The following is a 23,853-nucleotide window of genomic DNA, read 5'->3' on the forward strand; positions in this document are numbered from 1 at the left end:
TGTGGCCGCTTGCGGTCAACAAAACGGTTGTGACTGTTTTGTTGCTTTTACGGTTTTTCCAGCCGCTTGCCGTACAAGCTAGGATTCACCCCGTACGTTTTGCGGAACAGCGAGGCAAAGTGGCTGAAGTTGCTGTAGCCTACGAGCAATGCCGCCTCGCTGACGCTAACCCGCTCTCTCTCCAGCAAAAGCTTGGCTTTTTCCAGCCGCTGCTGCCGCACGAAGCCGAACACCGTCGTTCCGAACACTTCCTTGAACCCGATTTTCAGCTTGTAGTCGTTGATCCCGACTTTTCTCGCCAGATGTATCAGGCTTGGCGGATGATCCAGCGTCTTTAGCAGGATGTTTTTCGCTTCGTGGATGCTTTTGACGTCATCTGCCTTCAGCGAAATCCGCTGTTCCTTTTCCAGCTCCGCCTCCTGCAGAAACAGCGCCAACAGCTCCATGGCCTTGCCTTCTATAAACAGCTTCTTGATCGTTCCCCGATACGGATTGCTGATCACCTGCTCGATAATGTGCGTCATCCCAGGGGTGATCGTCGTTTCCAGCCTCGCAAACGACTGCTCGGGGCACGCGTTCATCGCTTCCAGCAGTTGGCTCCACAGCCTGTAGTCAAAGCTCAGCTCCAGATGGGAAATTCGCTCATGCTTCGGCATCTGGGCATGGCACGTCAGATCGTTCATGTAAATCAGCTGAGCGCTTCCTGTCTGTGAGCAAAACTCCTGCTGCCCGCCATTCACGGTCCAGTTCGCTCCGCTCTCGATATTGAAAGCCAGCTCCAGATGAGGGTACTTCATTTTCGTCTCCATCGAAAAAGTTTGGTGCAAATACATGTTGCTGTAATCGAGCCTCAGTCCCTCGCGCACCGCCACATGCCGATGGTACCCTTCCCCATAGTGCGGCGGCAGATCGTGCAACCGCTCCATCCCGTCGATTTCCTCTGAGCGGGCCCATTCCAGCTGGTCCGTGATCACTTGATTGTACTCGGTAAACTCGGAAAACTCCGCTTGAATATGCATGTTCCTCATCCCTTTTTGCCCCTCTTCTATGTCAAACGATTGGTACGCATTGCCTGCCACATTTTTCTTTATTATATTGATTTTGATTTTCATTATCAATTGATAATCACACAAAAAAACCTTTTCTGCCTCTTGTTTCCAAGGCTGAAAAGGTTTTGTCCGTTCGATTGCGCTTAGGCAGTGGTTGCTTTTTCTTTTGGTTTCGTCACGATGTGGTGACCGAGCGGCAGACCGCGTTGCTCCAGCTCTTCTGCTGTCACAATGTGGAGCGTCTCGCTCTTGCAGGGCATGGGCATCAATCCGCCCAAAGGGCTCATTACTCGTCCGATCGTGTCCGTCTCGATGAGCACATACAAGCCTTTTTCCTCCAATTGCTGAATAAATTCCCCCCAACGCTTGGAAGTAATTTGATCGGCGTGCTTGGTGAACATGACACCCATTTCTTGTGCTAGCATGTAAAATCTCCTTTGTTCTATCCAGCAGTTATCTGCTTCAAATGATATCCTAACAATACAGGGAAACATCCTGTTCTGGCAAAAAGCGTTTAAGCCAAAAAAAGACGAAAAACGGTTGTTTTTGACCGCTTTTCGTTTCAGGAATCTCACTGCTTCTTTACACACATCGTTTCAGCGCGGCACGCTGTTTTTTGCCACTTGCTTTGCAAAAAGGGGCCTATTTTTGTCCATTTTCTGAATCCTCGTGCCCCTGTTCTTCCTGCATTTCCCGCTCAAAAACCCGAAGCCAGTTCTACTTGCAGCAAACACGCAAAAGACAACCAGTGAAACCCGTCGCCTGTCTTGAGCTTCAATCGCCGGGCCGCCTGATCGATATGTATGACGTGGGCAGACAAGTGCCGCGGCTCGCGTCCGTCAAAGTATGTCAGCTTCAAGAGGTTGTTCGCCTGAAATCCTTGCCAGATCAGCTCGCTCATCGCTCCCAGCTGCTCCTGGTCAAGCTCGGGCGGCACGTACTTCTGCTCCTCTTCCTTGGCGCGCAAATACATTTCCCGATGTTCCGGGAGGACAAATCGGCTGGCTACAAACACATTCTCTTTTTTGGATACGCGCTTTTCTCTCATGCTCTCTTCTCTCCTCGCTGCTGATTTCGCATCCACCAATCGATCAGCTCCTGACACTCTGCCTGCAAAATTTCAATGGTGTACCGGGCTTCCCGTACATATCCGCGCTGCTGGTAGTGCACCATGTACACGTGCCCCTCGCGCCTGGCGCGGACTACTGTGCAGTCGCGCTGCTGCAAAAGGCGGCGCATTTGCTGCTGCTGCCGCTCAGCCCAGCGCGACAGCTCCTGAAAAGTCCCATCGATCATGGCCTGGTAAGAGAGCTTTAACGGCACAAGCTGCAACCGGCTCCAATCGACCATGACAGCCTGAAACAAAATGCCGAACAAAATGTACTGCCGGACAAGCTCGTACTCTTCTTCTGTTGCCAGCGGAGTCGTCACTTGTAGTGCCCCCCGATCTTGCGCGCGCGTTCTTTCGCCTGACCAGCCTCCGTGACAGAGGCTGCCCGCAAAATCGCATCTGGGCCAAACCGTGTCCGAATCTCGTCGATCGTCCGGGCGAGCGAACGGCGTTTGTGGTTGTCTGTGAACAAATTTAGCTGCACGGCATGATCGGAAATCAGCTGCTCCAGGTTGATCCCGATACTGCGCACAGGCGTCTGCTGCCAATGGCGATCAAACAACCGGCAGGCTGCCTCGTACAGCTCCATGGCATCATTCGTCGCTTCTGCCAGCTTCATCTGTCGGCCAAAGCCTTCTCCTGCCGACAAGTTCGCCCCGCGGCAGCCAACCGACACGACGGAACCCATCAGCTCCTTTTTGCGGGCTCGCCTGCATACTTCTTCGCACAACTCCAGCAGCACGACCTTGATGTCTTTGGCCGTATGATAATCGCGCGGCAGCGTCATATGATGGCCGATCCCTTTTTGCGTGCCGTACACATCGAGGGAGACAGGCGAATCGTCGAGGCCATGCGCCGTACGCCACAGCACTTCGCCGTTCACTCCCCAGTGGCGGGTAAGCACATCTGGCGAGAGCTTCGCGAGCTGACCGATCTGGTAAATGCCCATCCGGTGAAAATGCCGCTTCATCCGCGAGCCTACGCCGAACATTTTCTCTACCGGAAGCTTCCAGAGCGTTTCTTCCAGCTCCTCGCGTTTCAGCCAAAAAATGCCGTCCTTCCGCTTTTTGGCGAAGTTGTCACAGGCCATTTTCGCGAGTACCTTGTTCTCCCCGATTCCTACCCGGCAGCGGATGCCCGTATCCGCCCAGACCCGTTTTTGAATCTGCGCTGCCAGCTGCAACGGGTCGCCGAACAAGTGAAGGCTCCCGGTCACATCGAGAAACTGCTCATCAACCGAATACGGCTCCACCTTGTCGGTAAACGATTCGAATATCGCGGTAATGTGCATGGAAATCTGGAGGTACATCTCCATGCGCGGACGCACGACTACGAGCTTGCGGCATTTTTGCTGCGCCTGCCACAGTGCTTCTGCCGTAATCACGCCGTACGACTTCGCAATCGGACAGGCTGCCAGCACTACTCCGCTTCGCCGCTGCGGATCTCCTGCGACCACAATCGGCTGATTGCGCAAGGCCGGATTGGCCCCTTTTTCAATACTGGCGTAAAAGCTCTCCATGTCGATCAAGAAGACGCACCGTTTGTTCGCATTGGGCATCACCATCATCCCCTAAACAAGAACTTATGTTCTTATTATAGCAAACGTATGTTCGTTTTTATACCTGACCCGCCGAAAAAAACATTGGTAATTATTTCTGCAAAAGAAACGCACACGCCAGCAGGTGTTTCGGCAAGCGTGTGCGAATCTGATACGAGGATGTTATTTTTTGACAACAGGAATCCAAATCTCGCTGCGAAATGTCGGCGAAGTCGTATCCTTGTCGGCATTCCACAGCAGTTCGGGACCTTCCGCCAGCTCGTAGCCGGAAGAGAGAAACCACTCGGCATAAATGCGGCCCCAGACGTCTTGCAGCGTATCGGGAAAAGGTCCTACGGCTTCAAATACCGCCCAGGTAGAGGCCGCCACTTCGAGCTTCGCGAAGTGCTCTGGACATTCCTTTGTCGTGGCCACGCCGATGTAATGATCCAGCTCTCCGTGCTCGCCCTGATTCAACCGCTTTTCGGAAAAATTCGTGGATGCGCTCAACAATCCTACAGGCTCGGCATTGGACAAAGATTTGAGCTGCTCGATTTTTTCAGCATCCAGCGAGGCCCACATCGCAGCAATCTCGGGATTCACCCCGTTGTACATCAACGGAACCCGTTTCTGCAAGCCGACGATGCGAAATCCCGCTTTCTCTTCTATACGATAGTTCATGACACTGCCTCCTTTGATAGACAGATGGAAGGTCATGCGCGGATAAGCTTTCAGCGACTGGCCGCTGGCTCTCGCTTCGGTGGGCGTTACCCCGTGCATGTGCACGAAGGCCCGGGCAAACGAATCCGGCGAGCTGTACCCGTACTTGATGGCGACATCAATGACTCTCACCCGCTCGTCTTTCAGCTCGAAAGCAGCCAGTGTGATGCGCCTGCGCCGGATGTACTCGGAAAGCGGAATGCCAGCCAGAGAGGAGAACATCCTTTTGAAGTGGTATTCCGAGCAGCAAGCCACGCGTGCGGCCTGCTTGACATCAATCTCGCCAGCCAGATTTTCCTCGATGTAGTCCAGAGCTTCGTTCCATTTTTGCAGCATATCCATCAACATGACCTCCCTCTCCACCAAAGAGTAACAGACATACCGCGAAGCGATCCGACATTTCGTGCCCGATGATGCAGGGTGGCTTCGCTACATGTAGCATCCCGATTCCCATACCGTACCGAAAGGAAGCGAATCATGCCCATGACCACTTCTCCTTCTCCGTTGCACTCCGAGATCGGAGCCATTTTCATCGCCGTCAGCGATATTGAGCGTGCGCGCGACTGGTACTGCCAGCTGTTGGGACTGCCGAAAGACGGCGAGATTTCGTTTGGACACCTCTATTGCATCCCGATGAACAACGGCTCCAACCTGGTGCTGGACAGCAAAATTTTTCCCAAACGCACCCCTGATGATGCTCCGCTCTTTCACTTCAACACGACGGACATCGAAGCCTCCTATCGTTACCTGGAAGAGTTGGGGGTGGAGCTGGTCGGCCCGATCCAGCACGGACACTGGTTCACGTTCAAAGACCCGGATGGCAATCTGCTGATGGCAGCCAAATGCTGACAAAGAAAGGGGAAACCGACTGTGACGATCCGCCTGCGCCTTACCGTGCCAACAGACCTCCCGTTCGTTTGCGATGTGGAGCAAGCACCCGAAAACGCCCCTTTTCTCGTCGTCTGGAGCGAAGAACGGCATCGGGAAGCTCTTGACGATCCCGATGTTTTGCACATGATCGCTGAAAAAGCAGAAACAGGCCACCCCGTAGGCTACGTCATCATCGCCGGGCTGGCCAATCCGCATGATTCAATTGAGCTGAAACGCATTACGATCGCAGTCAAAGGTCAAGGCTACGGCCGCAGCATCTTGCGCCAAATCAAGCAATGGGCTTTTCAGGAACGAAAAGCCCACCGCCTTTGGCTGGACGTCAAGGAAACAAACGACGTCGCCCGCACGCTCTACCTTTCCGAAGGCTTTCGCGTGGAAGGAACGTTGCGCGACTGCCTGAAGACCGGAGATACGTACGAATCTTTGCTTGTCCTGTCCATGCTTGCCGACGAATACGAATCGTGATGATCGCGATTTAAGGAGCAAGCGTTCGGTCCGTCATCACGTACAACCATTTGCCATCCGCGCTTGCTCCCAGGATGGAAAGACCCGCAGGAAGGCCCGACACGAGCACGGACTGTGCTTTTGTATCGGCGTCAAACAAGTACAGCGATTGCTTCAAGTCGGTTTCCTGCGCGGCTTTTTCCCATTCCGTAAACAAAAAACGGTGCGTGCCCGGCAGCCAGAGACCATCGCCGCGCATGTCCATCAGCGGCACGTTGCCTTTGAACAGACCTGCGTTCCAGTACATTTGATACGCGCCATCCGTCGACTGCACATACCCGGACCAGGAATCGGCCGGAACAGGCGGTGTCCATGCGATGACCTTGCCGCTCTTCCACTCATAGCGCAGACGTATTTCCTCAAAGCCTGATTCTTCGCTTCTCATCGCGAACGTGGCGTAGCGGCCATCGTCCTGGAAGGCGACAGGCAAAATCTCCCCGTTGGACTCGCTCGTAGGCACCCATCCCTTGATCGCTCCAGGAATGCGCTTTTCCGTTCCCTTTTCCAGATCAAACACAACGAGATCGAGGTCTTTTTTCTGCTCGGCTTTCCCCACTGCCATCAGCAATTGTTTCTGATCGTAGCTGAAGCTCGCACCATGCACGTACCCTTGTACCTGAACGCGAACGGCGCTGTCGCTTGGCGGAACAGTGATTCCTTTATCCGGCTGTGCATAGAAGAAGCCCCGGCGATCGGCGATGAAATCGCCCGCTCCACGATAGTTGTCCGCAAGCTCCACTGGGTAAAGGGTCCGTTCCTTTGTTTTTGTATCGTAAATCGAATAGAGCATCGGATACCGGGCGTCGCACTCGCAATATTTCGTGAAACGGCTCTGCAGCACGTACCGTTGCTCGCGGTCCAAAAACTTCATATTGGTCATGACGGAAAAGTCAGTCAGCTTCTCGCGCACTTTGCCATCGACAGAGATTCGCCAAATTTGCGAAGGCGCAAGCACAACAGCGTGAAAGGCATTCGCTGCACCAATCACCGTGCCTTTTGTCGATTTGGCTCCCCCGGCACTCAGAACGTATTCCGTCCAATCCCGCTCTTTTCCGGCGGTAGCAGGAAGAGTTACCAGCACTTGCAACTGACGGTTGTTCAACCATTGAAAAGCAAACGTCGGTTCAATGAACCCCAAACCTTCTCTCGCCGCCTCTTCTTTCGCGTGCTTGCGAATCGTCGTCTCCACGCTTCCCCGGTCCATCTCCTCCCGGAAAAAGAGCGTGTACGACTGCGGAGTCGGTCCGACTACCGTGCGCAGCGGCGACTGCAACCGCGTGTCCTCATCTAATTGAATAACCACATCTGCTTTCATGCTTGCATAATCGTAAGGGCGCTCCTTTTGCTTCCAGTCATCCGCTGCCTTCGGTGTCGTGCCCGATGGTGCGGCTTTGCCGGACGAAGCGCCTGTTGCTGGATTTGTGCCCGTTTGTTTTTGTGCCGAAGAGGCTGCGGCCATGCTGCAACCCGTCATGATGATCAAAGAGAAGCCCAGCGCGATGCTCATTCCCCGAAGATTTCGCAAAAACACAAAATTCGCCTCTCTCCCCAGTAAATTTTTATCCGTGAAGATAAGACGTTTATCCTTGCCATTTCGTCACATTTTTTTCCTGAAAAAAATCGTTTTATCACTAAAAAAGAGCCTCCCCCGCACACAAACGTGCAAAAGAAGACTCTTGCTTTCCATTTTTAATCAAAGACGATGCCATCCAGCACGCCTTCACGCTGCAAGTAATCGCGCAGCCACTGATGAGCTGGCTCCCGCCAAAAAGCGTCCTCGGCCACGAGTCTCGCGGTTTCCTGTCTGGCGACTTCCAAAGCTTTGTAGTCGGCAAGCAAATCCGCGACCTTAAATTCCGGCAATCCGCTCTGCTTCGTGCCGAAAAAGTCACCCGGTCCGCGCAATTCCAAATCGCGCTGCGACAGCTCAAAGCCGTCCGTCGTCTCGCACATGACGCGCATCCGCTCTTTGCCGATCTCGGATTTCGGATCGGCGATCAAGACGCAGTACGATTGCTCCGAACCGCGACCGACCCGACCGCGCAACTGGTGCAGCTGGGCAAGCCCGAACCGCTCGGCATCGTAAATGACCATGTACGTCGCATTCGGCACGTTGACTCCGACCTCGACGACAGTGGTAGAAACCAAAACGGCGTGCTCCGCTGCGAGAAAAGCTTGCATCACCGCGTCCTTTTCCTTGGCAGGCAAGCGACCGTGCATCAGCCCGACGCCAAATTCTGGGAAAACATGGGTGAGCTGGGCGTGGACGTCGATTGCATTTTGCACATCGAGCTTTTCCGACTCTTCAATGAGCGGACAAATGACGTACGCCTGGCGTCCTTTTCGCAATTCATCGCGCATCTGCTCCAGGACGGCCGGAAACTGGTCGTGCTTTTTCCACGTTGTCTCAATCGGCTTGCGGCCTGCCGGCATCTGGTCGATCGTCGAAACGTCCATATCGCCAAACGCCGTAATCGCCAACGTCCGGGGAATCGGCGTAGCCGTCATGAACAAGACGTCGGGAGTCAGTCCTTTGTTGCGCAAAATGCGCCGCTGCTCTACGCCGAAGCGGTGCTGCTCGTCCGTAATGACCAGGCCGAGGCGCGAGAAAAACACGTCCTCCTGGATGAGCGCATGCGTCCCGACGACGACATCGATCAGCCCCATTTGCAGCGAGCCGATGACTTCGCGTCTGCGCTTGGCTGTCAACGATCCCGACAGCAGTGCCACCTCGATGCCGAAGTCTGACAACAGCTTCGTCAGCGACTGCACATGCTGCTCGGCAAGAATCTCGGTCGGCACCATCAAGGCGCCCTGATAGCCAGCTTTCACGGCAGCGAACAGCGCGATGGCCGCCACTACCGTTTTCCCCGAGCCTACGTCACCTTGCAACAGCCGGTTCATCGCGTGAGGCGCAAGCATGTCGTCCAATATTTCTTTGACAACCCGCTTTTGCGCGTCTGTCAACGGAAAAGGCAGCCCTTTGACAAACTGCCGCACTTCGTCCATCGGAATGGAAAGAGCCACACCTTCCGACTGCTGCCGATTGATGCGGCGAAGCGTCTGTATTTTCAACTGGAACAAAAACAGCTCTTCAAACATGATCCGGCGGCGCGCCTGACGTCCCACTTCCGCATTTTCCGGAAAGTGGATCGAGTGAAACGCTTCGACGCGCGGCATCAGCCGATAGCGTTCCACGATGTCTGGCGGCAAAATTTCCGGGATTTCCTTGCCGTATTGCCGCAGCGCCTGCTGGATCGATTTGCGCAGCAGCGTCGTAGTCATATCTCCGCCGAGCGGATAGACCGGAGACAGCTCGCCTCGTTTCGCCGCTCGCTCCGAGTCTACCTCTGTCATCTCGCTGACCGTAATCTGGAGCTTGTGCTTGTCCCATTTGCCCGTCACGAGAATTTCCTTCCCGGGCGACAGTCTCGTTTTGACAAACGTCTGGTTGAACCAGACAGCCGTCACGACCACCCGATCCATCACCAGCTTGACAGAGAGGCGCGATTTTCTTTTTCCATAAAAACGAACAGAGGGTTCGCCGTACACCGTACCTGCCAGCGTGACCCTCTCTCCGTCTTTTACTTCTGTCAAATCGCGCACGCGGTAATCTTCGTAGCGGGAAGGGAAATACTCCAGCAAATCGCCGATGCTGTGAATCCCGAGTCCCGCAAATGCCTTCGCCCGTTCCTCCCCTACCCCGTGCAAAAGGGAGACGGGTGACTGATAAGCCCCAGCCATTTTACTTCTCCATCCGTACGCCGAACACTTTCGCTTCGATCATACGGCCTGTCTGGGTTGCTGCCAATCCGCCCTGCGCGGTTTCCTTCAAGGCAGTCGGCATGGAGCAGCCGATCCGGTACATCGCATCAATGACTTCATCTGTCGGAATCACGCTCTTGATTCCCGCCATCGCCATGTCCGCTGCGACTGTCGCAATCGCCGCTCCCATCGCATTTCGTTTGACACACGGCACTTCTACCAGTCCGGCTACGGGGTCACAAACCAGACCGAGCATATTTTTCAAGGCAATCGCCACTGCCTGCGCCGATTCTTCCGGGGTGCCGCCTGCCATCTCCACAATCGCAGCCGCTGCCATCGCGGTCGCCGAGCCTACTTCTGCCTGACAGCCGCCCGCCGCACCGGAAATAAACGCATTGTTGGCGATGCAATAGCCGATCGCTCCAGCCGTGAACAAGTAGTTGACCATCTGCTCGCGGGTTGGTTGCAGCTTGTCTGAGACGGCAAACAGTGTTCCCGGCACAATCCCACAGGCACCCGCTGTCGGTGTCGCTACGATCGTTCCCATCGCTGCGTTCACCTCGTTGACCGCTACCGACATCGACACGGCGTTGAGCAGAGTCGGGCCGGACAAGAAAGGCTTGTTCTTCATATATTCTTGCAGTTTTTTCGCATCGCCGCCCGTGAGTCCGCTATGGGAGCGGATATCTTCCGTAAGGCCGCGGCGCACTGCTTTTTCCATCACATCGAGATTGGCGTACATGTCTTGCATGATCGCCTCTTTTGTACGCTGGGAAACTTCCATTTCCGCTTCGATCATCACCTGGGAGATCGGTTTCCCTTGCGATTCGGCCAATTCTACCAGTTCAGCTACATTACGAAACATCTGGTTGATTTCACTCCTCTGATCCTGCTATTCGTGCTTTGGCTCGGATGTTGGCTAGAGCGAGAGCAGGGAAACATCAAAAATATGGGGAATCTGACGAATTTCCTCCAGCACTTCTGCGGAAACCGTCGAGTCTGTCTCAATCGCCATCAAGGCGCGGGAGCCGCGTTCGTGTCGGGACACTTCCATGAATCCGACATTGATCCGGTGCTGCGTGAGCACTTTCGCTACAGCGGCAATCATGCCGAAGCGGTCTTCGTGCAAAACGAGCAACGTCGGCGTGTCGAAACCGAGCTGAAACGAAAAGCCGTTCAGTTCCAGCACCTCGATTTTTCCGCCGCCAATCGATACGCCTACCAGTTCAACCTGGTGCTGATCGTCAGACAGCTTGATCCGCGCCGTGTTCGGGTGCTCCGTCAAAACGTCGGAGGTAGTCAGCGCGACTTCCATCCCGGCTTTTTCTGCAAGCAGGAGCGAATTTTTCAAGCGCAGATCGGATGTATCGAAGTCGAGAATCCCTGCAACGGTCGCCACATCGGACCCGTGTCCCTGATAGGTTTTCGCGAATGAGCCGTAAAAAGTAATGTCTGCCCGCTGTGGCTGACGTCCGAACAGCTTGCGAGCCACCCGGCCAATCCGGGCCGCGCCAGCTGTATGGGAACTCGATGGTCCAACCATGATGGGGCCGATGATATCAAATACGCTTTTATACTTCAACCGGTTCTCCTCCTGAATGACAAGGGGTTCAACAAGATTCACTCTCATTGTATCCTACAGGCTGTCAAAGCGCCACATGGGAAAGTGTAGCGTGTGCTGTCATCGCCCTCGCCGCTTCACTCGCGTAAAAAGCCTCCCATCCACCGGGAGGCTTTCTCTCATCTGATTCACTTTGACTTTTTATTGCTTGACCATCACGACGCCCAGAAGCCCTGGGCCTGTATGTGTGCCGATTACCGGGCCGATTTGCTCCAGGTGTGACTCGCTTACCTGGAACTCGTTTTTCACCCGCTCCAACAGCTCGCTTGCTTGCTCGTGGGCACTGCTGTGGAGAATCGCGACTCTTACAGGCTGGCCCTGCGCATACTCTTGCAAGGCTTCCAGCACGCGGTTGAGCGCTTTTTTCGTGCCGCGCACTTTGTCAAAAGCAGCCACGTAGCCTGCCGGGTCGAGCGTCAAAATCGGTTTGATATTGAGCAAAGAGCCGATGACAGCCGAAGCTCGGCCAATCCGGCCGCCTTTTTGCAAAAACTCCAGCGTATCTACGATAAAGTACACTTGCACGGAATCGAGATAGCGGTCGATCGCATCGAGGATTTGTTCCTTGCCTTTTCCCGCTTTCGCATCCTTGGCCGCTTCCACGCAAATCATTCCGTGCACGAACGACGCTTTGCGCGAATCGATTACGGTAATATCGATGTTTTCGTCGAGCATGGACTTCGCGATCATCGCGGACTGATACGTGCCGGACAAGGAACCGGACAGAAGAATGGCAATGATTTGTACATCGCTTCCGTACTCTTCCCGGATGGCTTTGTACGCCTCGGCAAACTCAAGCGGCGATGGCTGCGAAGTAGTCGGCAAAGCATGAGACTGCTTCAGCTTTTCAAAAAACTCGGATGAAGAGATCGTCACTCCGTCCAAATACGTCTCCGAGCCAAACATGACCTTCAACGGAACGGTCACGATACCGAGCGACTGCCTTACAGACGCGTCGATGTCGGACGCGCTGTCAGTAAGAATCACAACTGGCATTCTGGCGTGCTCCTCTCCTCGTTACTCCACGGAAAAAATGAAGGGATACAGCGGCTGTCCGCCAGGCTGAATCTCCACTTCCGCATCCGGGTATGCGTCTGCCACAGCTTCCTGCAACGCTTCGGCATGCTCTTCTGTCGCTCCTTCTCCCAGGAACACGGTGACGATTTCCGTCTCTTCGTCCACCATCCCCAGAAGCAGCGTCTTGGCGCACTCCAAAAGCTCTGGCCCAGCCGTGACGATTTCTTTTTCTTCCAAGCCGATGAAGTCGCCTTCCTTGATCGTGACTTCACCCATTTGCGTATCGCGAACCGCATGTGTCACCATTCCCGTCTTTACCTGGGAGATGGCTTTTTCCATCGCGGATGCGTTCACAGACGGCTCGGCGTCTGCGTGGAAAGCGAGCGCCGCCGCCAAACCTTGCGGAACGCTCTTCGTCGGCACGACAGTAACCGGAACCTCTGCGAGTGCAGCAGCCTGTTGTGCCGCCATAATAATGTTGCTGTTGTTTGGCAATATGATGATGTGCTGGGCAGACAGTCCTGCGACAGCTTTCATGAAATCTTCTGTGCTCGGGTTCATCGTCTGGCCGCCCTCGACCACGACATGCACACCCATGCTGCGCAAAATTTTGGCGATGCCTTCGCCCGCAGCGACTGCAATCAATCCGTAAGGGAGCTGTTCACTCGCAGGCTGGACAGTTGGCTCTGCCGCCTTCGCCTCGCTTTTGCCCTCTTCCGCTTTGAGTATGTTCGCATGCTGCTCGCGCATGTTTTCGATTTTGATCCGGTGCAGGCTTCCGAACTGTTGCGCGTATTGCAACACTTGGCCCGGATGCTCTGCATGAATATGTACTTTGACGATTTCGTCGTCGGAAACTACCAGGAGCGAGTCGCCCATCGTATCCAGATGACCGCGGAACAACAGCTCGGAAAACGGCTTTTTGTTCGGCTCTGTGCTATGTGTGACATGAACCATAAATTCCGTGCAGTAACCGTGCTTGATGTCCTCCGTTTTCAGATGGACTTGCGCATTGTGCTGTTCGGAAATCAGCTTGTCCAGCTCTTCCGGGCGCACGGACGGCTTGGCTTGTTCTCCGCGCTCGGCAAATTCCTCGCCGCGCAAGGCGCGCAAGAACCCTTCATAAATAAACAGAAGGCCCTGTCCGCCTGAATCGACGACGCCCACTTCTTTGAGTACAGGCAGCATTTCTGGCGTGCGCAAGAGCGTAGCTTGCGCCTGCTCGTACGTTTTTTCCATTACAGAGACAATATCATCTGACGTGCGCGCTGCACGCACAGCCATCTCCGCCGCTTCGCGGGCAACAGTCAAAATCGTGCCTTCCACAGGCTTCATCACTGCTTGGTACGCAGCGTCCACACCTGCTTTCAAGGCATCGGCAAATTGACGGGCGTTCACCTCGTCTTTTCCATTGACTGATTTGCTCAGGCCACGGAAAAGCTGCGATAAAATGACACCGGAGTTCCCCCGCGCTCCCATCAAAAGACCTTTTGCCAGAGCAGCAGCACTGTCCGAGATGCGGGGAGATTCCTTGCGTCTCAGCTCATCCACACCGGATGTGAAAGTCAAATTCATGTTTGTCCCCGTATCGCCATCCGGCACCGGAAAAACGTTCAAGCCATCTACTACTCTGACGTTGTCGGATAATAGGTTCGCCCCCAGGTAAACCATCCGGCTAAACAGCACGCCATCTAGATGCGTATGTACCAACTGATGTTCCTCCTTACGAATCTCTGTCTGTACGAACTCCCTGCACGAAGATGTTTACGGCAGTGACGTCGATGCCTACCGTTTGCTCCAAGGTATATCTCACGCGGCGTTGCACGTTGCCTGCCACCTCGGAAATTTTCACGCCATAGCTGACGATAATATGCATGTCCAAAACCACTTCGCCGTTCGTATTGTGCACGACGACACCTTTGCTCAGGTTGTCGCGGCCAAGAAGCTCGGCAATTCCATCTTTCAACGCCTTGCGGGAAGCCATGCCCACCAGCCCGAAAACTTCCATGGCTGCGCCTCCGGCAATTCGTGCAATTACGTCCTCTGTAACATCAATTTTTCCTAATGATGTGCTCATTTCCACTGTCATTGAAGGACTCCTCCTCTGTTAAACAGCTTGCCTCATAGGTAAGCGTACCCATGCTTCCCTCAATTCTACACTAACGGATGTGAGAAATGAAGCGTTTTGTCGATCCTACCAACCCTATGAGAAAGAGCTGGCAAATCATCTTGTCAAGTATTGCAATTGACAGCAATCATGTGCTAATATAATCGAGTATTTGTATTTCCCATCAAGGAAATCCCGTTTAGATGCAACAAGGGAGGTGGATTGTAATGGCACGTCGTTGTTTTGTAACAGGTAAATCTGCAAAAGCTGGAAACGCTCGCTCCCACTCCATGCGCGCAACTCGCCGCACTTGGGGTGTCAACGTACAAAAAGTGCGCATTCTCGTTAACGGTAAACCGAAGCGCGTTTATGTAAGCACTCGAGCACTGAAATCCGGTCTCGTAACTCGCGTATAGTTTTTCTAAACGACGCGAAAAAAAGCACCCTCGAGGTGCTTTTTTGCATTTCTCCGACGTTCCTTTTCCATCTTTTCATGAAGGAGGCCGCGTCTTCATTTTTTCTTGTTGAATGCCTCGATGATGCCGCGAATCATGCCACCCAGGAACTTCGGCAACTTGATGGTGTAAAACCGCATGCTACCCCTCCTCACCGAAATTACTTCCCACGATACAAAAACCAGCCTGCCCCCATGAGTGCCGCCGCCAACAGGCTATACCAAACCCACGGAGGTGCCATGTACAGGAAAATGGTGATTCCCCCGACAGCCAACGCAACCCCGAGAACACGTCGCAAGGCGCCCCCCTGTCGCAGGCGATAGGAGCGCAATCCCATTTCATTGTGCACCTCCTTTAGGTGTTCTCCCAAACGTGCATATTACATCATATTCTGCTGTCGGATAAACATGTATCCTGCCACGCGAAAATGTCGATGTCCACCAAAAACTCCCGTGGAATCGCGCCACGACAAAATGAAAAATCAGGCAACATGATTGCTGCCTGATTACATTATGAATCCGCTGTGCCATTTATGCAGGTCCAACTAAGCTACTCTGTCTCGCGCAGGGAACAACAGTTGGGAAGCGCTGCCCAGCACGACTGACAAGACCACTCCCGCGATGATCATTTCGGGAATGAGGTAAGTGATGTTGTAAACAAACGAGTACAGCGCCACATTCATGCCTTCAGGCGCGTACTGCCCAAACCAGATGACGCCGGAAGTAAAATGGCAAGCCAGGCGGCCGAGCACGCCGATGAGCAAGCCGCCCCAGAGCACGGCAACCCGTTGCTGTTTCTTTTCATAGCGGGACAAGCGAACCAGTCCCGTCAACCCCAGGAAGGCGAATGCCAGCGGATAATCCAGCAGCACCTGCACAGGGTTCACCAGCGTGCTTCCCAGCATGAGCTGCAGCAATCCGACGAGCGTGCCCGTCACGACGCCTGCGGTCAAACCGCGGCGGACAGCGATCAGCGCAATCGGCACCATGACCAGCGAGACAGAACCGCCCTGCGGCATTTCAAAAACTTTAATCTGGCTAAACACGAAAGCGAGCGCAGCCATCATCGCCATTTCCAGCAAGATGATCAAGCGTTGTCGATCCAACTATCTTCACTCCTTATAACCTAATGAACATTCCAAATCAACCTGATTCTAGCCCAAGTGCATGCCTCTGTCAAAGAGAAAAGCCGCGGCCCCAAAGCGGCACCGCGACTTTTTTCCACTAGCGAACTTTCTCCAGAAACTGCTTGGCCCGTTCGCTTTTCGGATTTTGAAAAAACTCTTTCGGCGGCGTCTCTTCCAAGAGTCGACCATCATCGATGAACAGAATGCGATCAGAAACTTCTTCGGCAAAACGCATCTCGTGCGTCACAATCGCCATCGTCATCCCGGTATGAGCCAGCCCTTTCATAACTTCCAGCACCTCTTTGACCATTTCCGGGTCGAGCGCGGAAGTCGGCTCGTCAAACAGCATGATTTGCGGCTCCATGACGAGCGAGCGGGCAATCGCCACCCGCTGCTTTTGTCCACCGGACAAGCGGGACGGGAACACGTCGGCTTTGTCAGCCAGACCGACACGCGCCAAAAGCTCTCTTGCCTTCTTCTCTGCTTCGCTTTTTGCCATGCCCTTCACCTTCATCGGCGCATACGTCAGGTTGCTGAGCACCGTCATGTGCGGGAACAGGTGAAAATGCTGGAACACCATCCCGATCTGCTGGCGAATCGCCATCACATTCGCTTTTGGATCGGTAATGTCTTGACCGTTGATCGCGATTTTGCCGCTGGTTGGCACCTCCAGCAGATTCATGCAGCGCAAAAGCGTGGATTTTCCCGAGCCGGACGGCCCGATGATCGCCACGACTTCCCCTTTGCCGATCTCAGTGGAGATGCCCTTGAGTACGTTTAGTTGCCCGAAAGACTTGGTAATGTTCTCGATCTTAATCACTGCGTCTCATCCTCCGTTCCACAACGCGCGCCACCCATGTCAACATCATGACCATGACATAGTACAAGGTGCCGGCGATAATGTATGGCTCAAAGTAGCGGAAGATGGCCCCTTTTACCACGTTTGCATTTTGCATGATGTCGGACAAGCCAATCGTGGAGACCAGCGCCGATTCCTTCAGCAGCGCGATCGTCTCATTCACCAGCGCAGGCAGGATGTTCTTGATGCCCTGTGGCAAAATGATGTCGAGCATCATCCGGCGGTACGGAATGCCGAGCGCTTTGGCCGCTTCCCACTGGCCTTTGTCGACCGCCATGATTCCGCCGCGAATCGTCTCTGATATGTACGCGCCCGAGTTCAGCGTAAACGTCAGGACAGCCGCTTCCAGCTGCGAAATATTGTAGCCGGTAAGCTGCGGGGTCGCAAAGTAAACAAAGGTCAGCTGCAAAATCAGCGGCGTGCCGCGAAAAACGGACGTATACGCGATAGCGAGCCAGTTCAGCGGTCCGAATTTAGAAATTTTGATGAGTGCGAGGATCGAACCCCAGACGAAACCCAGTACGACGGAAATCAATGTAACAAGCAGCGTGCCCTTTATCCCCTGCAAAATGAAAGGGATATAGGGCACGATTTGCGCAAAATCCAAATTCATGCCCGTTCTCACCTCTTGCTACGTTGCGTAGTAGTTACTTCGTTGTGACCAGAGATTATTGAGCGAACCATTTTTGGATCAGCTTGTCCATTTCTCCGTTTTCCTTCATTTTCTTGATGACTTCGTTAAACTTCGCTACGTGCGGAGAGCCTTTTGGAAAAGCGATGGCGGAGCCGTTTGTTTCGTCTGTTTCGAGCGTCGTGAATTGCAGGCCAGGATTGCTCTCGACGAAGCTTTTTGCCACATGGTCCTCGATGATTGCCGCATCGACACGACCTGTTTTCACTTCTTCCACGATCTCACCCAGCTTGTTGAGGGAAGTGACTTGCAAGCCTTGTACCGTTTTGCTCATCTCTTTGGCTGCTTCTTCCTGGATGGAACCGAGCTGAACCGCGATTTTTTTGCCAGCCAATTGCTCCGGCTTTGTAATGTTGCTTTCTTTTTTGGAGACAAGCGTGTTTTTCGCATCGTAGTAAATATCGGAGAACTCCGCGTTTTTCTGGCGCTCCGGTGTCGGCGTCATGCCTGCCATAACGAAGTCTGCGCGATTGGTTTGCAGCGCCGGAACCAGTCCGTCGAAGTTCATGTCTGTCACTTGCACTTCGTAGCCAAGCTCATTTGCGATGTATTTGGCAATGTCGATGTCGAAGCCGACAATTTCGTCTTTTCCGCTTGTCAGGTCGTGGTATTCATACGGTTTGTAGTCAGCAGACGTCGCCATGATCAGCGTCTTTTTCTCTCCTGCTTGTCCTTGGCCAGCCGGTTGCCCCTGTCCTGCGCCCGTCTGAGGCTGATTTCCCGTACCGCATCCTGCGATCATAGCCGCTGCCAAAAGAGAAGTTACTGCAAGAGAAAGAATTGAAGTCCGTTTTTTCATTGTGTACCCCCGGTAAAATGATTTACTGCAAAAGCAGCCATGCTTGACTTGAATATTTTGCACAACAACTTATATTTATGCAGGATAATGACTATTTTAATCATTTACTAAACAATTTCAATCATTTTTTCACCATCTGCTAATTATGCAAAATACAGAATTTTACACACAAATCACTCTCCCCCTTTTTCTCACGGTGCTTGCTGCTTCGCCTAGTATGCCCAACCTCGGCAAATATCGTGACGGCTTCGCGGATTTTTCTCTGGCGAAAACAGGAGAGAAGATTTATAGTGCAGTATGAAAAGCTCGTACATAAAGGAGGAAATAAGATGAGTACGAATTGGACGTCCTACTTTCGCGAGCAGCTCCCGGACATGGTCGACGAGCTGCGCACCTACGTGGAAATGGAGACACCGACTCACAACAAGGAAGCTGTTGATCGACTGGGCCTGTATATCGCAGAGCGTTTCCGCGAGCTTGGCTGCCGCGTCGAGCGCCTGCCGCAACAAACGTACGGCGATCAGCTCCGCATCGAATACGGCGAAGGCGAGGAGCAAGTGCTCATACTCGGTCATTTCGATACTGTGAAAGAGATCGGCACGTTGCAAAAAGAGCCTTTGCGCGAGGAAAACGGGCGTCTGTACGGGCCTGGCACGTACGATATGAAGTCGGGGATCGTCTTCGCCTACTTCGCTCTGCGCGCGATTATCTCGCATGGGCTGCCGCTGTCCAAAAAGCTCGTCTTTTTCTGGAACACGGACGAAGAGATCGGCAGCGTCTCCTCCGAACAGTTGATCAGAGCGGAAGCCAAGCGAAGCAAATACACGCTGGTTCTGGAGCCAGCGGCAGGAGACGGTTCCTTGAAGACAAGCCGCAAAGGCGGCGGGGAATTTTTCCTGACGGCAACAGGACGAGCCGCTCATTCGGGCAACGACCACGCTATCGGGGTAAATGCTATCGAAGAACTGGCGCATCACGTCCTGGCGATTCAGTCGTTTACCGATTATGCGGCTGGCACTACGTTGTCTGTTGGCACGATCAAAGGAGGCAGCGTCTCCAACGTCGTACCCGACTGGGCGATGGCAGAAATCGACGTTCGCATCGAGAGCCGTGCGGAAGCAGAGCGGATTACCCGATTGATGAATCAGCTTGCACCTGTTCTGCCCGGCGCGGAGCTGAAACTCGAAGGCGGGATTGCCAAGCCTCCGATGGAGCGAAGCGCTGGCACCGAGAAACTGTTTTTACTGGCTCAGGAGCAAGCGCGTCTGGAAGGCTTCGAGCTGACAGAGCAGGGCGTAGGCGGAACCAGCGACGGCAATTTTGCCGCAGACGCCGGATGCCCGACACTCGATGGGCTTGGCCCTGTCGGGGATGGCGCACACGCTTCGCACGAGCACATCGTCCTCGATGCGATTCCGGGACGGGTTGCGGTCTTGCTTCGCCTGCTTACGGCCCTGTAAAGCCGCTCCCCTGCCTACTCAGGCGCCGGAGAATCGGCAGGCTTGTTTCGTGAAATACTTTCAAGAGATCAGACATATATATTCCCTAGCCTACAATGAAAGGAAGGGTACATATGGAAAACGTTGCACCAGTGCCAAGCAATCCCGTCGGTTTTTGGCGGCGTCTCGGAGCATCCTTGCTGGACGGCCTGATTATTGGCGTGCCTCTTGCTCTCATCAGCTACCTCATTACTGGGGATACAGAAGGCAACATCGTGACCAATCTGATCTCGACTTTATACAGCCTGCTCGTTCCGGTGTTCTGGTACGGCTACACGGTCGGCAAAAGAATTGTCGGCGTGCGCATCGCCCGCGTAGACGGGGAACGCGTCGGAATCGGCACGATGCTTTTGCGCGTGCTGGTCGGCATGATGCTCATTTACGGCATCACATTTGGCATCGCTGCGCTTGTCAGTCTGGTCATGGTCTGTGTGCGAAAAGACAAGCGAGCCATTCACGACCTGGTTGCTGGCACGTACGTAACTTCTGATCAGCCCTGACGCTCGCTTCCCACGAAAAAAGCCGACTGCTCGAAAAATGGCAGTCGGCTTTTTGCTATGCTTTTTATCCGCGAATGGCAGAAATCGCTTTCGCCCGGTCTTGCTGGTTGAATACGGCACTTCCGGCGACGAGCACAGTTGCCCCCGCTTCTTCGCACAGGCGAGCCGTTTCCACGTTGACCCCGCCGTCGATTTCGATCTCGACATGGCCCAGTCCGCGTTCATTCAGCAACTGGCGCAGCTCCTTGATTTTCGGAACGACGCTGTGAATGAATTTCTGGCCGCCAAAACCCGGATTGACTGTCATCAGCAAGACCATGTCCAAGTCAGCAAGCACAGGCTCAATCGTCGAAACCGGAGTGGCCGGGTTCAGGACTACACCCGCTTTTACGCCCTGCTCTTTGATCAGGTAGAGCGATCTGTGCAGGTGGCGGCACGCTTCCTGATGAACCGTGATCCAGTCTGCTCCGCTTTTGGCAAACTGCGGGATGTAGCGGTCCGGTTCTTCAATCATCAAATGAACATCCAGCGGCAGCTTGGTCACAGGGCGAATCGCCTCGACGATCAATGGCCCGATCGTAATGTTCGGCACAAAATGTCCGTCCATGACATCGACGTGAATCCAGTCTGCTCCCCCGCGCTCGACATCGAGAATCTCCTCGCCCAGACGGGCAAAATCCGCTGACAGGATAGAAGGTGCGATTTTTACCATGGTTTGTTCCTCCGTTGATATTCTTTCAGCTCTTCACGGAACTGTTTGTAGTGGGCATAGCGCTCTTCGCACAGCTCGCCCGCAGCCAGCGCCTCCTGTACGGCGCAAGACGGCTCGCTCACGTGGAGACAGCCGCGGAACTTGCAATCCGCACTAAGCTCGGCGAAATCGCGGAACGACTCTGCCAGATCCAGCTCGGTAAAATCGATGAACTCGAGCGAGCTGAAGCCTGGCGTATCGGCTACATATCCGCCCCCGTCCAGCGGAATCAGCTCCACATGGCGGGTCGTATGCTTTCCTCGGCCCAGCTTTTCGCTGACGTCTCCGGTCTGGAGACTGACACCGGGAAACAGCGTATTGATCAGCGATGATTTGCCTACCCCTGACTGCCCGGCGAAAACGGTAATCCGGTCGTGCAAAATCTCGCGAACCTCGTGCAGCCCGCGTTCGTCCACGGTCGAGGTCGGGATCACGCGATAGCCGATCTTCTCGTATTTTTGCACAATCGCGTCCACTTCTTCCTGCGGCACCTGATCAGCCTTGGACAGCACGATGACGGACTCAATCCCGACATGCTCCGTATGAGCCAAAAACTTGTCCAAAAGAAGCGGACTGAACATCGGCTTGTACATGGAAAAGACGAGGACGGCCTGATCTACATTGGAAATGGGCGGGCGGACCAGTTCATTGGTCCTTTCGCCCACCTCCATCACATAGCCTTCTTCTTCGTTGATCGCATCGTAGACGACCCAGTCGCCTACAAGCGGGTTGACCTTGGCATCTTTTTTCTTGAACAGCCCTCTTGCACGGCAACTGTAGATGCGCCCTTCATCGGCTACATAGTAAAAGCCGCTCAGCGCTTTCACAATCCGTCCCTCTGGCATTCATGTCCCTCCACTTGTTTTACGGCAGGCTGTTGTACGAGATCGGAATCGTTTGATATTCCTTAAATTCGGTTTCGTTCTGCCTTTTGACCGTTGCTTTGACCAGCGCGTCTTTTTGTGGCGATACGACTACCGGAACGTCGTATTCCTTGTTCTCGGCAATCGCCTCCTGGTAGAGCACTTTTGCATCGCCGCGCGCGTCTGTCACTTCAATCTTCACTTCCAGCGTCTCGCCAGGCACGACTTCGACGTACACAGGCGCGACGGCGGACTTGGCGTCCTGCGGATACTGTCCGTTGCTGACGGTCAGCGGGACAGCCACCCCTTTTTGCACTTGCATGCCCGGGTCATAAGGATGGGTGCTCAGCACTTCCCCCTCTTTGTCGGTCGAGTACGTAGGCACTTTCTTGATTTCCCCGACGTTGAGCTCTTTCTTGAACAGCTCCACTTGCGCCGCTTCGACCGATTTGCCGCGTACATCCGGCATGGTCACGAACGCTTTTCCTTTGCTGATCGTCACCGTCACGCTTGTTTTTCCTGCATACACCTTCTCATTTGCTTCCGGCGACTGCTTGATGACGGTTCCCACCTCGGCCTTGTCGTCCTCTTCTTCGACGAACTTGACCGATTCCAGCTTGAAGCCGTTCTTTTTCAACGTCTCTTCCGCCGTTGCCCGCGGCAAGGTGATCAGGTTCGGCATGTCGATCAGCTCTTGGCCTTTGCTGACGTACAAGGTGACGACGGCCTTTTCCTTCAGTCTCATCGGCGGAGCCGGGTCTTGCCTGATGACCATTCCTTTTTCCATCGTATCGTTCGCTTCCTCGACAATTTGCGGAACGAGATTCGCTTCCTGAATCTTTTTCTCAGCCAAGGACACCTCGGTTCCTTCCACATAAGGGACGGGCACCTCCGGGACAGATGGCACGACGTTCAACAGGAAGTTGAATCCGAAGAACGCCAGCACGAAAAACAGTCCGATTCCGCCGACCCAGAGCAGCGCCTTCACCCACCATTTTTTCTGGGGTCTTTGCTCCTCGTCGTCTCCGTTCGGCTCCTGGCGGCTGCGCTGTCCGCCTCCGGTCCGTCCGTGAGTGTGCCCTTCCATCATTTCCGGCGTAATAATCGGGACGACACGCGTCATCTCTTCATCAATCGGAAACGTCAGCTTTTCTTCGTTCAACCGTTCCGGAAACAGGCACGTCTCCAAATCTTCAAGCATTTCGCGGGCCGAGGCGTACCGCAAAAACGGGTCCTTGACCAATGCTTTCAAAATCACGTTTTCCACGCTCTGCGGGATGTTCGGATTCACCTGGCGCGGTTCAGGCAGCGGTTCCTGCAAATGCTTGAGCGCCACGGAAATCGGGGAATCCCCGGAAAACGGCAGCTCTCCCGTCACCATTTCGTACAAGACAATCCCCAACGAATAAATATCCGACTTTTCCCCTGTAATCCCGCCACGCGCCTGCTCTGGCGAAAAATAATGGACAGAGCCAAGCATGGCGTTGGTGTGGGTTATGGTAGCAGAAGTGACTGCTCGCGCAATTCCGAAGTCCGTTACCTTCACCCGACCGTTTTTGCCGATCATGATATTGTGCGGCTTGATGTCTCTATGAATAATCTGGTTCTGGTGCGCATGATCGAGTGCATCGCAAATTTGTTCGGCGATGCGCACGGCCTCTTCCACCGGCAATGCCCCACGCTGGATAATCACTTCTTTCAGCGTGTAGCCTTCTATGTACTCCATCACCATGTAATGCGTGTCGCCTTCCTGGCCTACGTCGTAAACCCCGACCACATTGGGGTGAGACAAGCTTGCTACTGCCTGAGCTTCACGCCGGAACCGGTTCACAAAGTCTTCATCTGTACCAAACTGCGAACGCAGCACCTTAACGGCCACTGGACGATTCAGTATCAGATCTCTCGCTTTGTATACGATCGCCATACCGCCTCCGCCGACGCGGGATTCCAATTGGTACCGTCCTCCCAGTCGTTGACCTTCCATCTCT

General features: G+C 54.0%; 27 protein-coding genes. 5 read left to right on the top strand and 22 right to left on the bottom strand.

Going from position 1 to position 23,853, the window contains the following annotated elements; genetic code table 11:
• Positions 1–47: 47 nt before the first annotated feature.
• The 6 genes from NST23_RS16960 to NST23_RS16985 form a co-directional block, all read right to left on the bottom strand.
• Positions 48–1,019, bottom strand: a complete 972-nt coding sequence (locus NST23_RS16960; protein ID WP_217021439.1) for a helix-turn-helix transcriptional regulator — start codon at positions 1,017–1,019, stop codon at positions 48–50.
• Positions 1,020–1,192: 173 nt separating this feature from the next.
• Entirely contained in the window at positions 1,193–1,474 is a 282-nt protein-coding gene (locus NST23_RS16965; protein ID WP_063229853.1) for a hypothetical protein, read from the bottom strand.
• Positions 1,475–1,746: 272 nt separating this feature from the next.
• Positions 1,747–2,097 carry a YolD-like family protein gene (locus NST23_RS16970; protein ID WP_122965098.1) on the bottom strand — a complete coding sequence of 117 codons (351 nt, stop codon included), beginning with the start codon at positions 2,095–2,097 and terminating at the stop codon, positions 1,747–1,749.
• Complete coding sequence (locus NST23_RS16975) at positions 2,094–2,480, bottom strand: hypothetical protein (protein WP_173599661.1); 387 nt, start codon at positions 2,478–2,480, stop codon at positions 2,094–2,096. The genes NST23_RS16970 and NST23_RS16975 overlap by 4 nt, the downstream gene beginning before the upstream one ends.
• A complete protein-coding gene (locus NST23_RS16980) occupies positions 2,477–3,718 on the bottom strand; it encodes a DNA polymerase IV (RefSeq protein ID WP_242771056.1) in 1,242 nt (413 codons plus the stop codon). Before NST23_RS16980 ends, NST23_RS16975 begins: the two co-directional genes overlap by 4 nt.
• 162 nt (positions 3,719–3,880) lie before the next feature.
• Positions 3,881–4,759 (bottom strand): AraC family transcriptional regulator, encoded by an 879-nt coding sequence (locus tag NST23_RS16985; protein WP_280648438.1) that lies wholly within the window; start codon positions 4,757–4,759, stop codon positions 3,881–3,883.
• A gap of 135 nt (positions 4,760–4,894) precedes the next feature.
• On the opposite strand from NST23_RS16985, the gene NST23_RS16990 reads away from it, so the two are divergent.
• Both NST23_RS16990 and NST23_RS16995 read left to right on the top strand, forming a co-directional pair.
• Positions 4,895–5,266, top strand: coding sequence for a VOC family protein (locus tag NST23_RS16990; RefSeq protein ID WP_370641080.1), 372 nt, complete (start codon positions 4,895–4,897; stop codon positions 5,264–5,266).
• A gap of 21 nt (positions 5,267–5,287) precedes the next feature.
• Positions 5,288–5,773: a GNAT family N-acetyltransferase gene (locus NST23_RS16995; protein WP_173598044.1), complete on the top strand. Its 486-nt coding sequence runs from the start codon at positions 5,288–5,290 to the stop codon at positions 5,771–5,773.
• A gap of 10 nt (positions 5,774–5,783) precedes the next feature.
• On the opposite strand, the gene NST23_RS17000 is transcribed toward NST23_RS16995, so the two are convergent.
• From NST23_RS17000 to NST23_RS17030, 7 genes are all read right to left on the bottom strand, one after another.
• The gene (locus tag NST23_RS17000; protein WP_229049702.1) at positions 5,784–7,343 is read right to left on the bottom strand and encodes a hypothetical protein; all 1,560 of its coding nucleotides are present in this window, start codon (positions 7,341–7,343) and stop codon (positions 5,784–5,786) included.
• 158 nt (positions 7,344–7,501) lie between these two features.
• A complete protein-coding gene (gene recG, locus NST23_RS17005) occupies positions 7,502–9,556 on the bottom strand; it encodes an ATP-dependent DNA helicase RecG (protein WP_063229860.1) in 2,055 nt (684 codons plus the stop codon).
• A 1-nt stretch (position 9,557) separates the two neighbouring features.
• The gene (sdaAA, locus tag NST23_RS17010; RefSeq protein ID WP_122965093.1) at positions 9,558–10,442 is read right to left on the bottom strand and encodes an L-serine ammonia-lyase, iron-sulfur-dependent, subunit alpha; all 885 of its coding nucleotides are present in this window, start codon (positions 10,440–10,442) and stop codon (positions 9,558–9,560) included.
• Between the two features lie 54 nt (positions 10,443–10,496).
• Entirely contained in the window at positions 10,497–11,159 is a 663-nt protein-coding gene (gene sdaAB / locus NST23_RS17015) for an L-serine ammonia-lyase, iron-sulfur-dependent subunit beta (RefSeq protein WP_122965092.1), read from the bottom strand.
• A gap of 180 nt (positions 11,160–11,339) precedes the next feature.
• A complete protein-coding gene (locus tag NST23_RS17020) occupies positions 11,340–12,194 on the bottom strand; it encodes a DegV family protein (protein ID WP_122965091.1) in 855 nt (284 codons plus the stop codon).
• 21 nt (positions 12,195–12,215) lie between these two features.
• Positions 12,216–13,925: a DAK2 domain-containing protein gene (locus NST23_RS17025; protein ID WP_122965090.1), complete on the bottom strand. Its 1,710-nt coding sequence runs from the start codon at positions 13,923–13,925 to the stop codon at positions 12,216–12,218.
• A 13-nt stretch (positions 13,926–13,938) separates the two neighbouring features.
• Entirely contained in the window at positions 13,939–14,304 is a 366-nt protein-coding gene (locus tag NST23_RS17030; protein WP_005831018.1) for an Asp23/Gls24 family envelope stress response protein, read from the bottom strand.
• 245 nt (positions 14,305–14,549) lie between these two features.
• On the opposite strand from NST23_RS17030, the gene rpmB reads away from it, so the two are divergent.
• A complete protein-coding gene (rpmB, locus tag NST23_RS17035; RefSeq protein WP_005831020.1) occupies positions 14,550–14,738 on the top strand; it encodes a 50S ribosomal protein L28 in 189 nt (62 codons plus the stop codon).
• Between the two features lie 95 nt (positions 14,739–14,833).
• Here rpmB and spoVM read toward each other — a convergent pair whose 3' ends face one another.
• The 6 genes from spoVM to NST23_RS17065 form a co-directional block, all read right to left on the bottom strand.
• Positions 14,834–14,917 carry a stage V sporulation protein SpoVM gene (gene spoVM / locus NST23_RS17040; protein ID WP_005831022.1) on the bottom strand — a complete coding sequence of 28 codons (84 nt, stop codon included), beginning with the start codon at positions 14,915–14,917 and terminating at the stop codon, positions 14,834–14,836.
• A gap of 20 nt (positions 14,918–14,937) precedes the next feature.
• The gene (locus NST23_RS17045) at positions 14,938–15,075 is read right to left on the bottom strand and encodes a hypothetical protein (RefSeq protein WP_173598027.1); all 138 of its coding nucleotides are present in this window, start codon (positions 15,073–15,075) and stop codon (positions 14,938–14,940) included.
• A gap of 246 nt (positions 15,076–15,321) precedes the next feature.
• Positions 15,322–15,882 carry an energy-coupled thiamine transporter ThiT gene (gene thiT, locus NST23_RS17050; RefSeq protein ID WP_122965089.1) on the bottom strand — a complete coding sequence of 187 codons (561 nt, stop codon included), beginning with the start codon at positions 15,880–15,882 and terminating at the stop codon, positions 15,322–15,324.
• 118 nt (positions 15,883–16,000) lie between these two features.
• Positions 16,001–16,723: an amino acid ABC transporter ATP-binding protein gene (locus NST23_RS17055; protein ID WP_173598040.1), complete on the bottom strand. Its 723-nt coding sequence runs from the start codon at positions 16,721–16,723 to the stop codon at positions 16,001–16,003.
• Complete coding sequence (locus NST23_RS17060) at positions 16,716–17,375, bottom strand: amino acid ABC transporter permease (protein WP_122965087.1); 660 nt, start codon at positions 17,373–17,375, stop codon at positions 16,716–16,718. The genes NST23_RS17055 and NST23_RS17060 overlap by 8 nt, the downstream gene beginning before the upstream one ends.
• 55 nt (positions 17,376–17,430) lie before the next feature.
• Positions 17,431–18,252 (bottom strand): transporter substrate-binding domain-containing protein, encoded by an 822-nt coding sequence (locus NST23_RS17065; RefSeq protein WP_122965086.1) that lies wholly within the window; start codon positions 18,250–18,252, stop codon positions 17,431–17,433.
• 329 nt (positions 18,253–18,581) lie between these two features.
• Here NST23_RS17065 and NST23_RS17070 point away from each other — a divergent pair, with 329 nt between their 5' ends.
• A complete protein-coding gene (locus NST23_RS17070) occupies positions 18,582–19,712 on the top strand; it encodes a M20 family metallopeptidase (protein ID WP_340964130.1) in 1,131 nt (376 codons plus the stop codon).
• Positions 19,713–19,825: 113 nt separating this feature from the next.
• Complete coding sequence (locus NST23_RS17075; RefSeq protein WP_122965084.1) at positions 19,826–20,251, top strand: RDD family protein; 426 nt, start codon at positions 19,826–19,828, stop codon at positions 20,249–20,251.
• Between the two features lie 64 nt (positions 20,252–20,315).
• Here NST23_RS17075 and rpe read toward each other — a convergent pair whose 3' ends face one another.
• Genes rpe through pknB form a run of 3 tightly spaced genes read right to left on the bottom strand, consistent with a single transcriptional unit; the run spans position 20,316 to position 23,849 of the window.
• On the bottom strand, positions 20,316–20,963 hold the full coding sequence (rpe, locus tag NST23_RS17080) for a ribulose-phosphate 3-epimerase (protein WP_063229871.1): 648 nt from the start codon (positions 20,961–20,963) through the stop codon (positions 20,316–20,318).
• Positions 20,957–21,847: a ribosome small subunit-dependent GTPase A gene (rsgA, locus tag NST23_RS17085; RefSeq protein ID WP_122965083.1), complete on the bottom strand. Its 891-nt coding sequence runs from the start codon at positions 21,845–21,847 to the stop codon at positions 20,957–20,959. Before rsgA ends, rpe begins: the two co-directional genes overlap by 7 nt.
• Positions 21,848–21,866: 19 nt before the next feature.
• Positions 21,867–23,849, bottom strand: a complete 1,983-nt coding sequence (gene pknB / locus NST23_RS17090; RefSeq protein ID WP_122965082.1) for a Stk1 family PASTA domain-containing Ser/Thr kinase — start codon at positions 23,847–23,849, stop codon at positions 21,867–21,869.
• Positions 23,850–23,853: the final 4 nt, after the last annotated feature.

It is taken from the genome of Brevibacillus sp. FSL K6-0770 (assembly GCF_038000275.1).
GTDB lineage: Bacteria > Bacillota > Bacilli > Brevibacillales > Brevibacillaceae > Brevibacillus > Brevibacillus parabrevis.

Coding starts and splice junctions, on each gene's coding strand:
- NST23_RS16965 (WP_063229853.1), bottom strand. CDS start 1,474: ATGCTAGCACAAGAAATGGGTGTCATGTTCACCAAGCACGCCGATCAA.
- NST23_RS16970 (WP_122965098.1), bottom strand. CDS start 2,097: ATGAGAGAAAAGCGCGTATCCAAAAAAGAGAATGTGTTTGTAGCCAGC.
- rsgA (WP_122965083.1), bottom strand. CDS start 21,847: ATGCCAGAGGGACGGATTGTGAAAGCGCTGAGCGGCTTTTACTATGTA.
- NST23_RS17070 (WP_340964130.1), top strand. CDS start 18,582: ATGAGTACGAATTGGACGTCCTACTTTCGCGAGCAGCTCCCGGACATG.
- NST23_RS16960 (WP_217021439.1), bottom strand. CDS start 1,019: ATGCATATTCAAGCGGAGTTTTCCGAGTTTACCGAGTACAATCAAGTG.
- NST23_RS17065 (WP_122965086.1), bottom strand. CDS start 18,252: ATGAAAAAACGGACTTCAATTCTTTCTCTTGCAGTAACTTCTCTTTTG.
- NST23_RS17075 (WP_122965084.1), top strand. CDS start 19,826: ATGGAAAACGTTGCACCAGTGCCAAGCAATCCCGTCGGTTTTTGGCGG.
- spoVM (WP_005831022.1), bottom strand. CDS start 14,917: ATGCGGTTTTACACCATCAAGTTGCCGAAGTTCCTGGGTGGCATGATT.
- recG (WP_063229860.1), bottom strand. CDS start 9,556: ATGGCTGGGGCTTATCAGTCACCCGTCTCCCTTTTGCACGGGGTAGGG.
- rpe (WP_063229871.1), bottom strand. CDS start 20,963: ATGGTAAAAATCGCACCTTCTATCCTGTCAGCGGATTTTGCCCGTCTG.
- rpmB (WP_005831020.1), top strand. CDS start 14,550: ATGGCACGTCGTTGTTTTGTAACAGGTAAATCTGCAAAAGCTGGAAAC.
- NST23_RS17060 (WP_122965087.1), bottom strand. CDS start 17,375: ATGAATTTGGATTTTGCGCAAATCGTGCCCTATATCCCTTTCATTTTG.
- NST23_RS16985 (WP_280648438.1), bottom strand. CDS start 4,759: ATGGATATGCTGCAAAAATGGAACGAAGCTCTGGACTACATCGAGGAA.
- NST23_RS17020 (WP_122965091.1), bottom strand. CDS start 12,194: ATGCCAGTTGTGATTCTTACTGACAGCGCGTCCGACATCGACGCGTCT.
- NST23_RS16990 (WP_370641080.1), top strand. CDS start 4,895: ATGCCCATGACCACTTCTCCTTCTCCGTTGCACTCCGAGATCGGAGCC.
- NST23_RS16980 (WP_242771056.1), bottom strand. CDS start 3,718: ATGCCCAATGCGAACAAACGGTGCGTCTTCTTGATCGACATGGAGAGC.
- pknB (WP_122965082.1), bottom strand. CDS start 23,849: ATGGAAGGTCAACGACTGGGAGGACGGTACCAATTGGAATCCCGCGTC.
- sdaAA (WP_122965093.1), bottom strand. CDS start 10,442: ATGTTTCGTAATGTAGCTGAACTGGTAGAATTGGCCGAATCGCAAGGG.
- NST23_RS17030 (WP_005831018.1), bottom strand. CDS start 14,304: ATGACAGTGGAAATGAGCACATCATTAGGAAAAATTGATGTTACAGAG.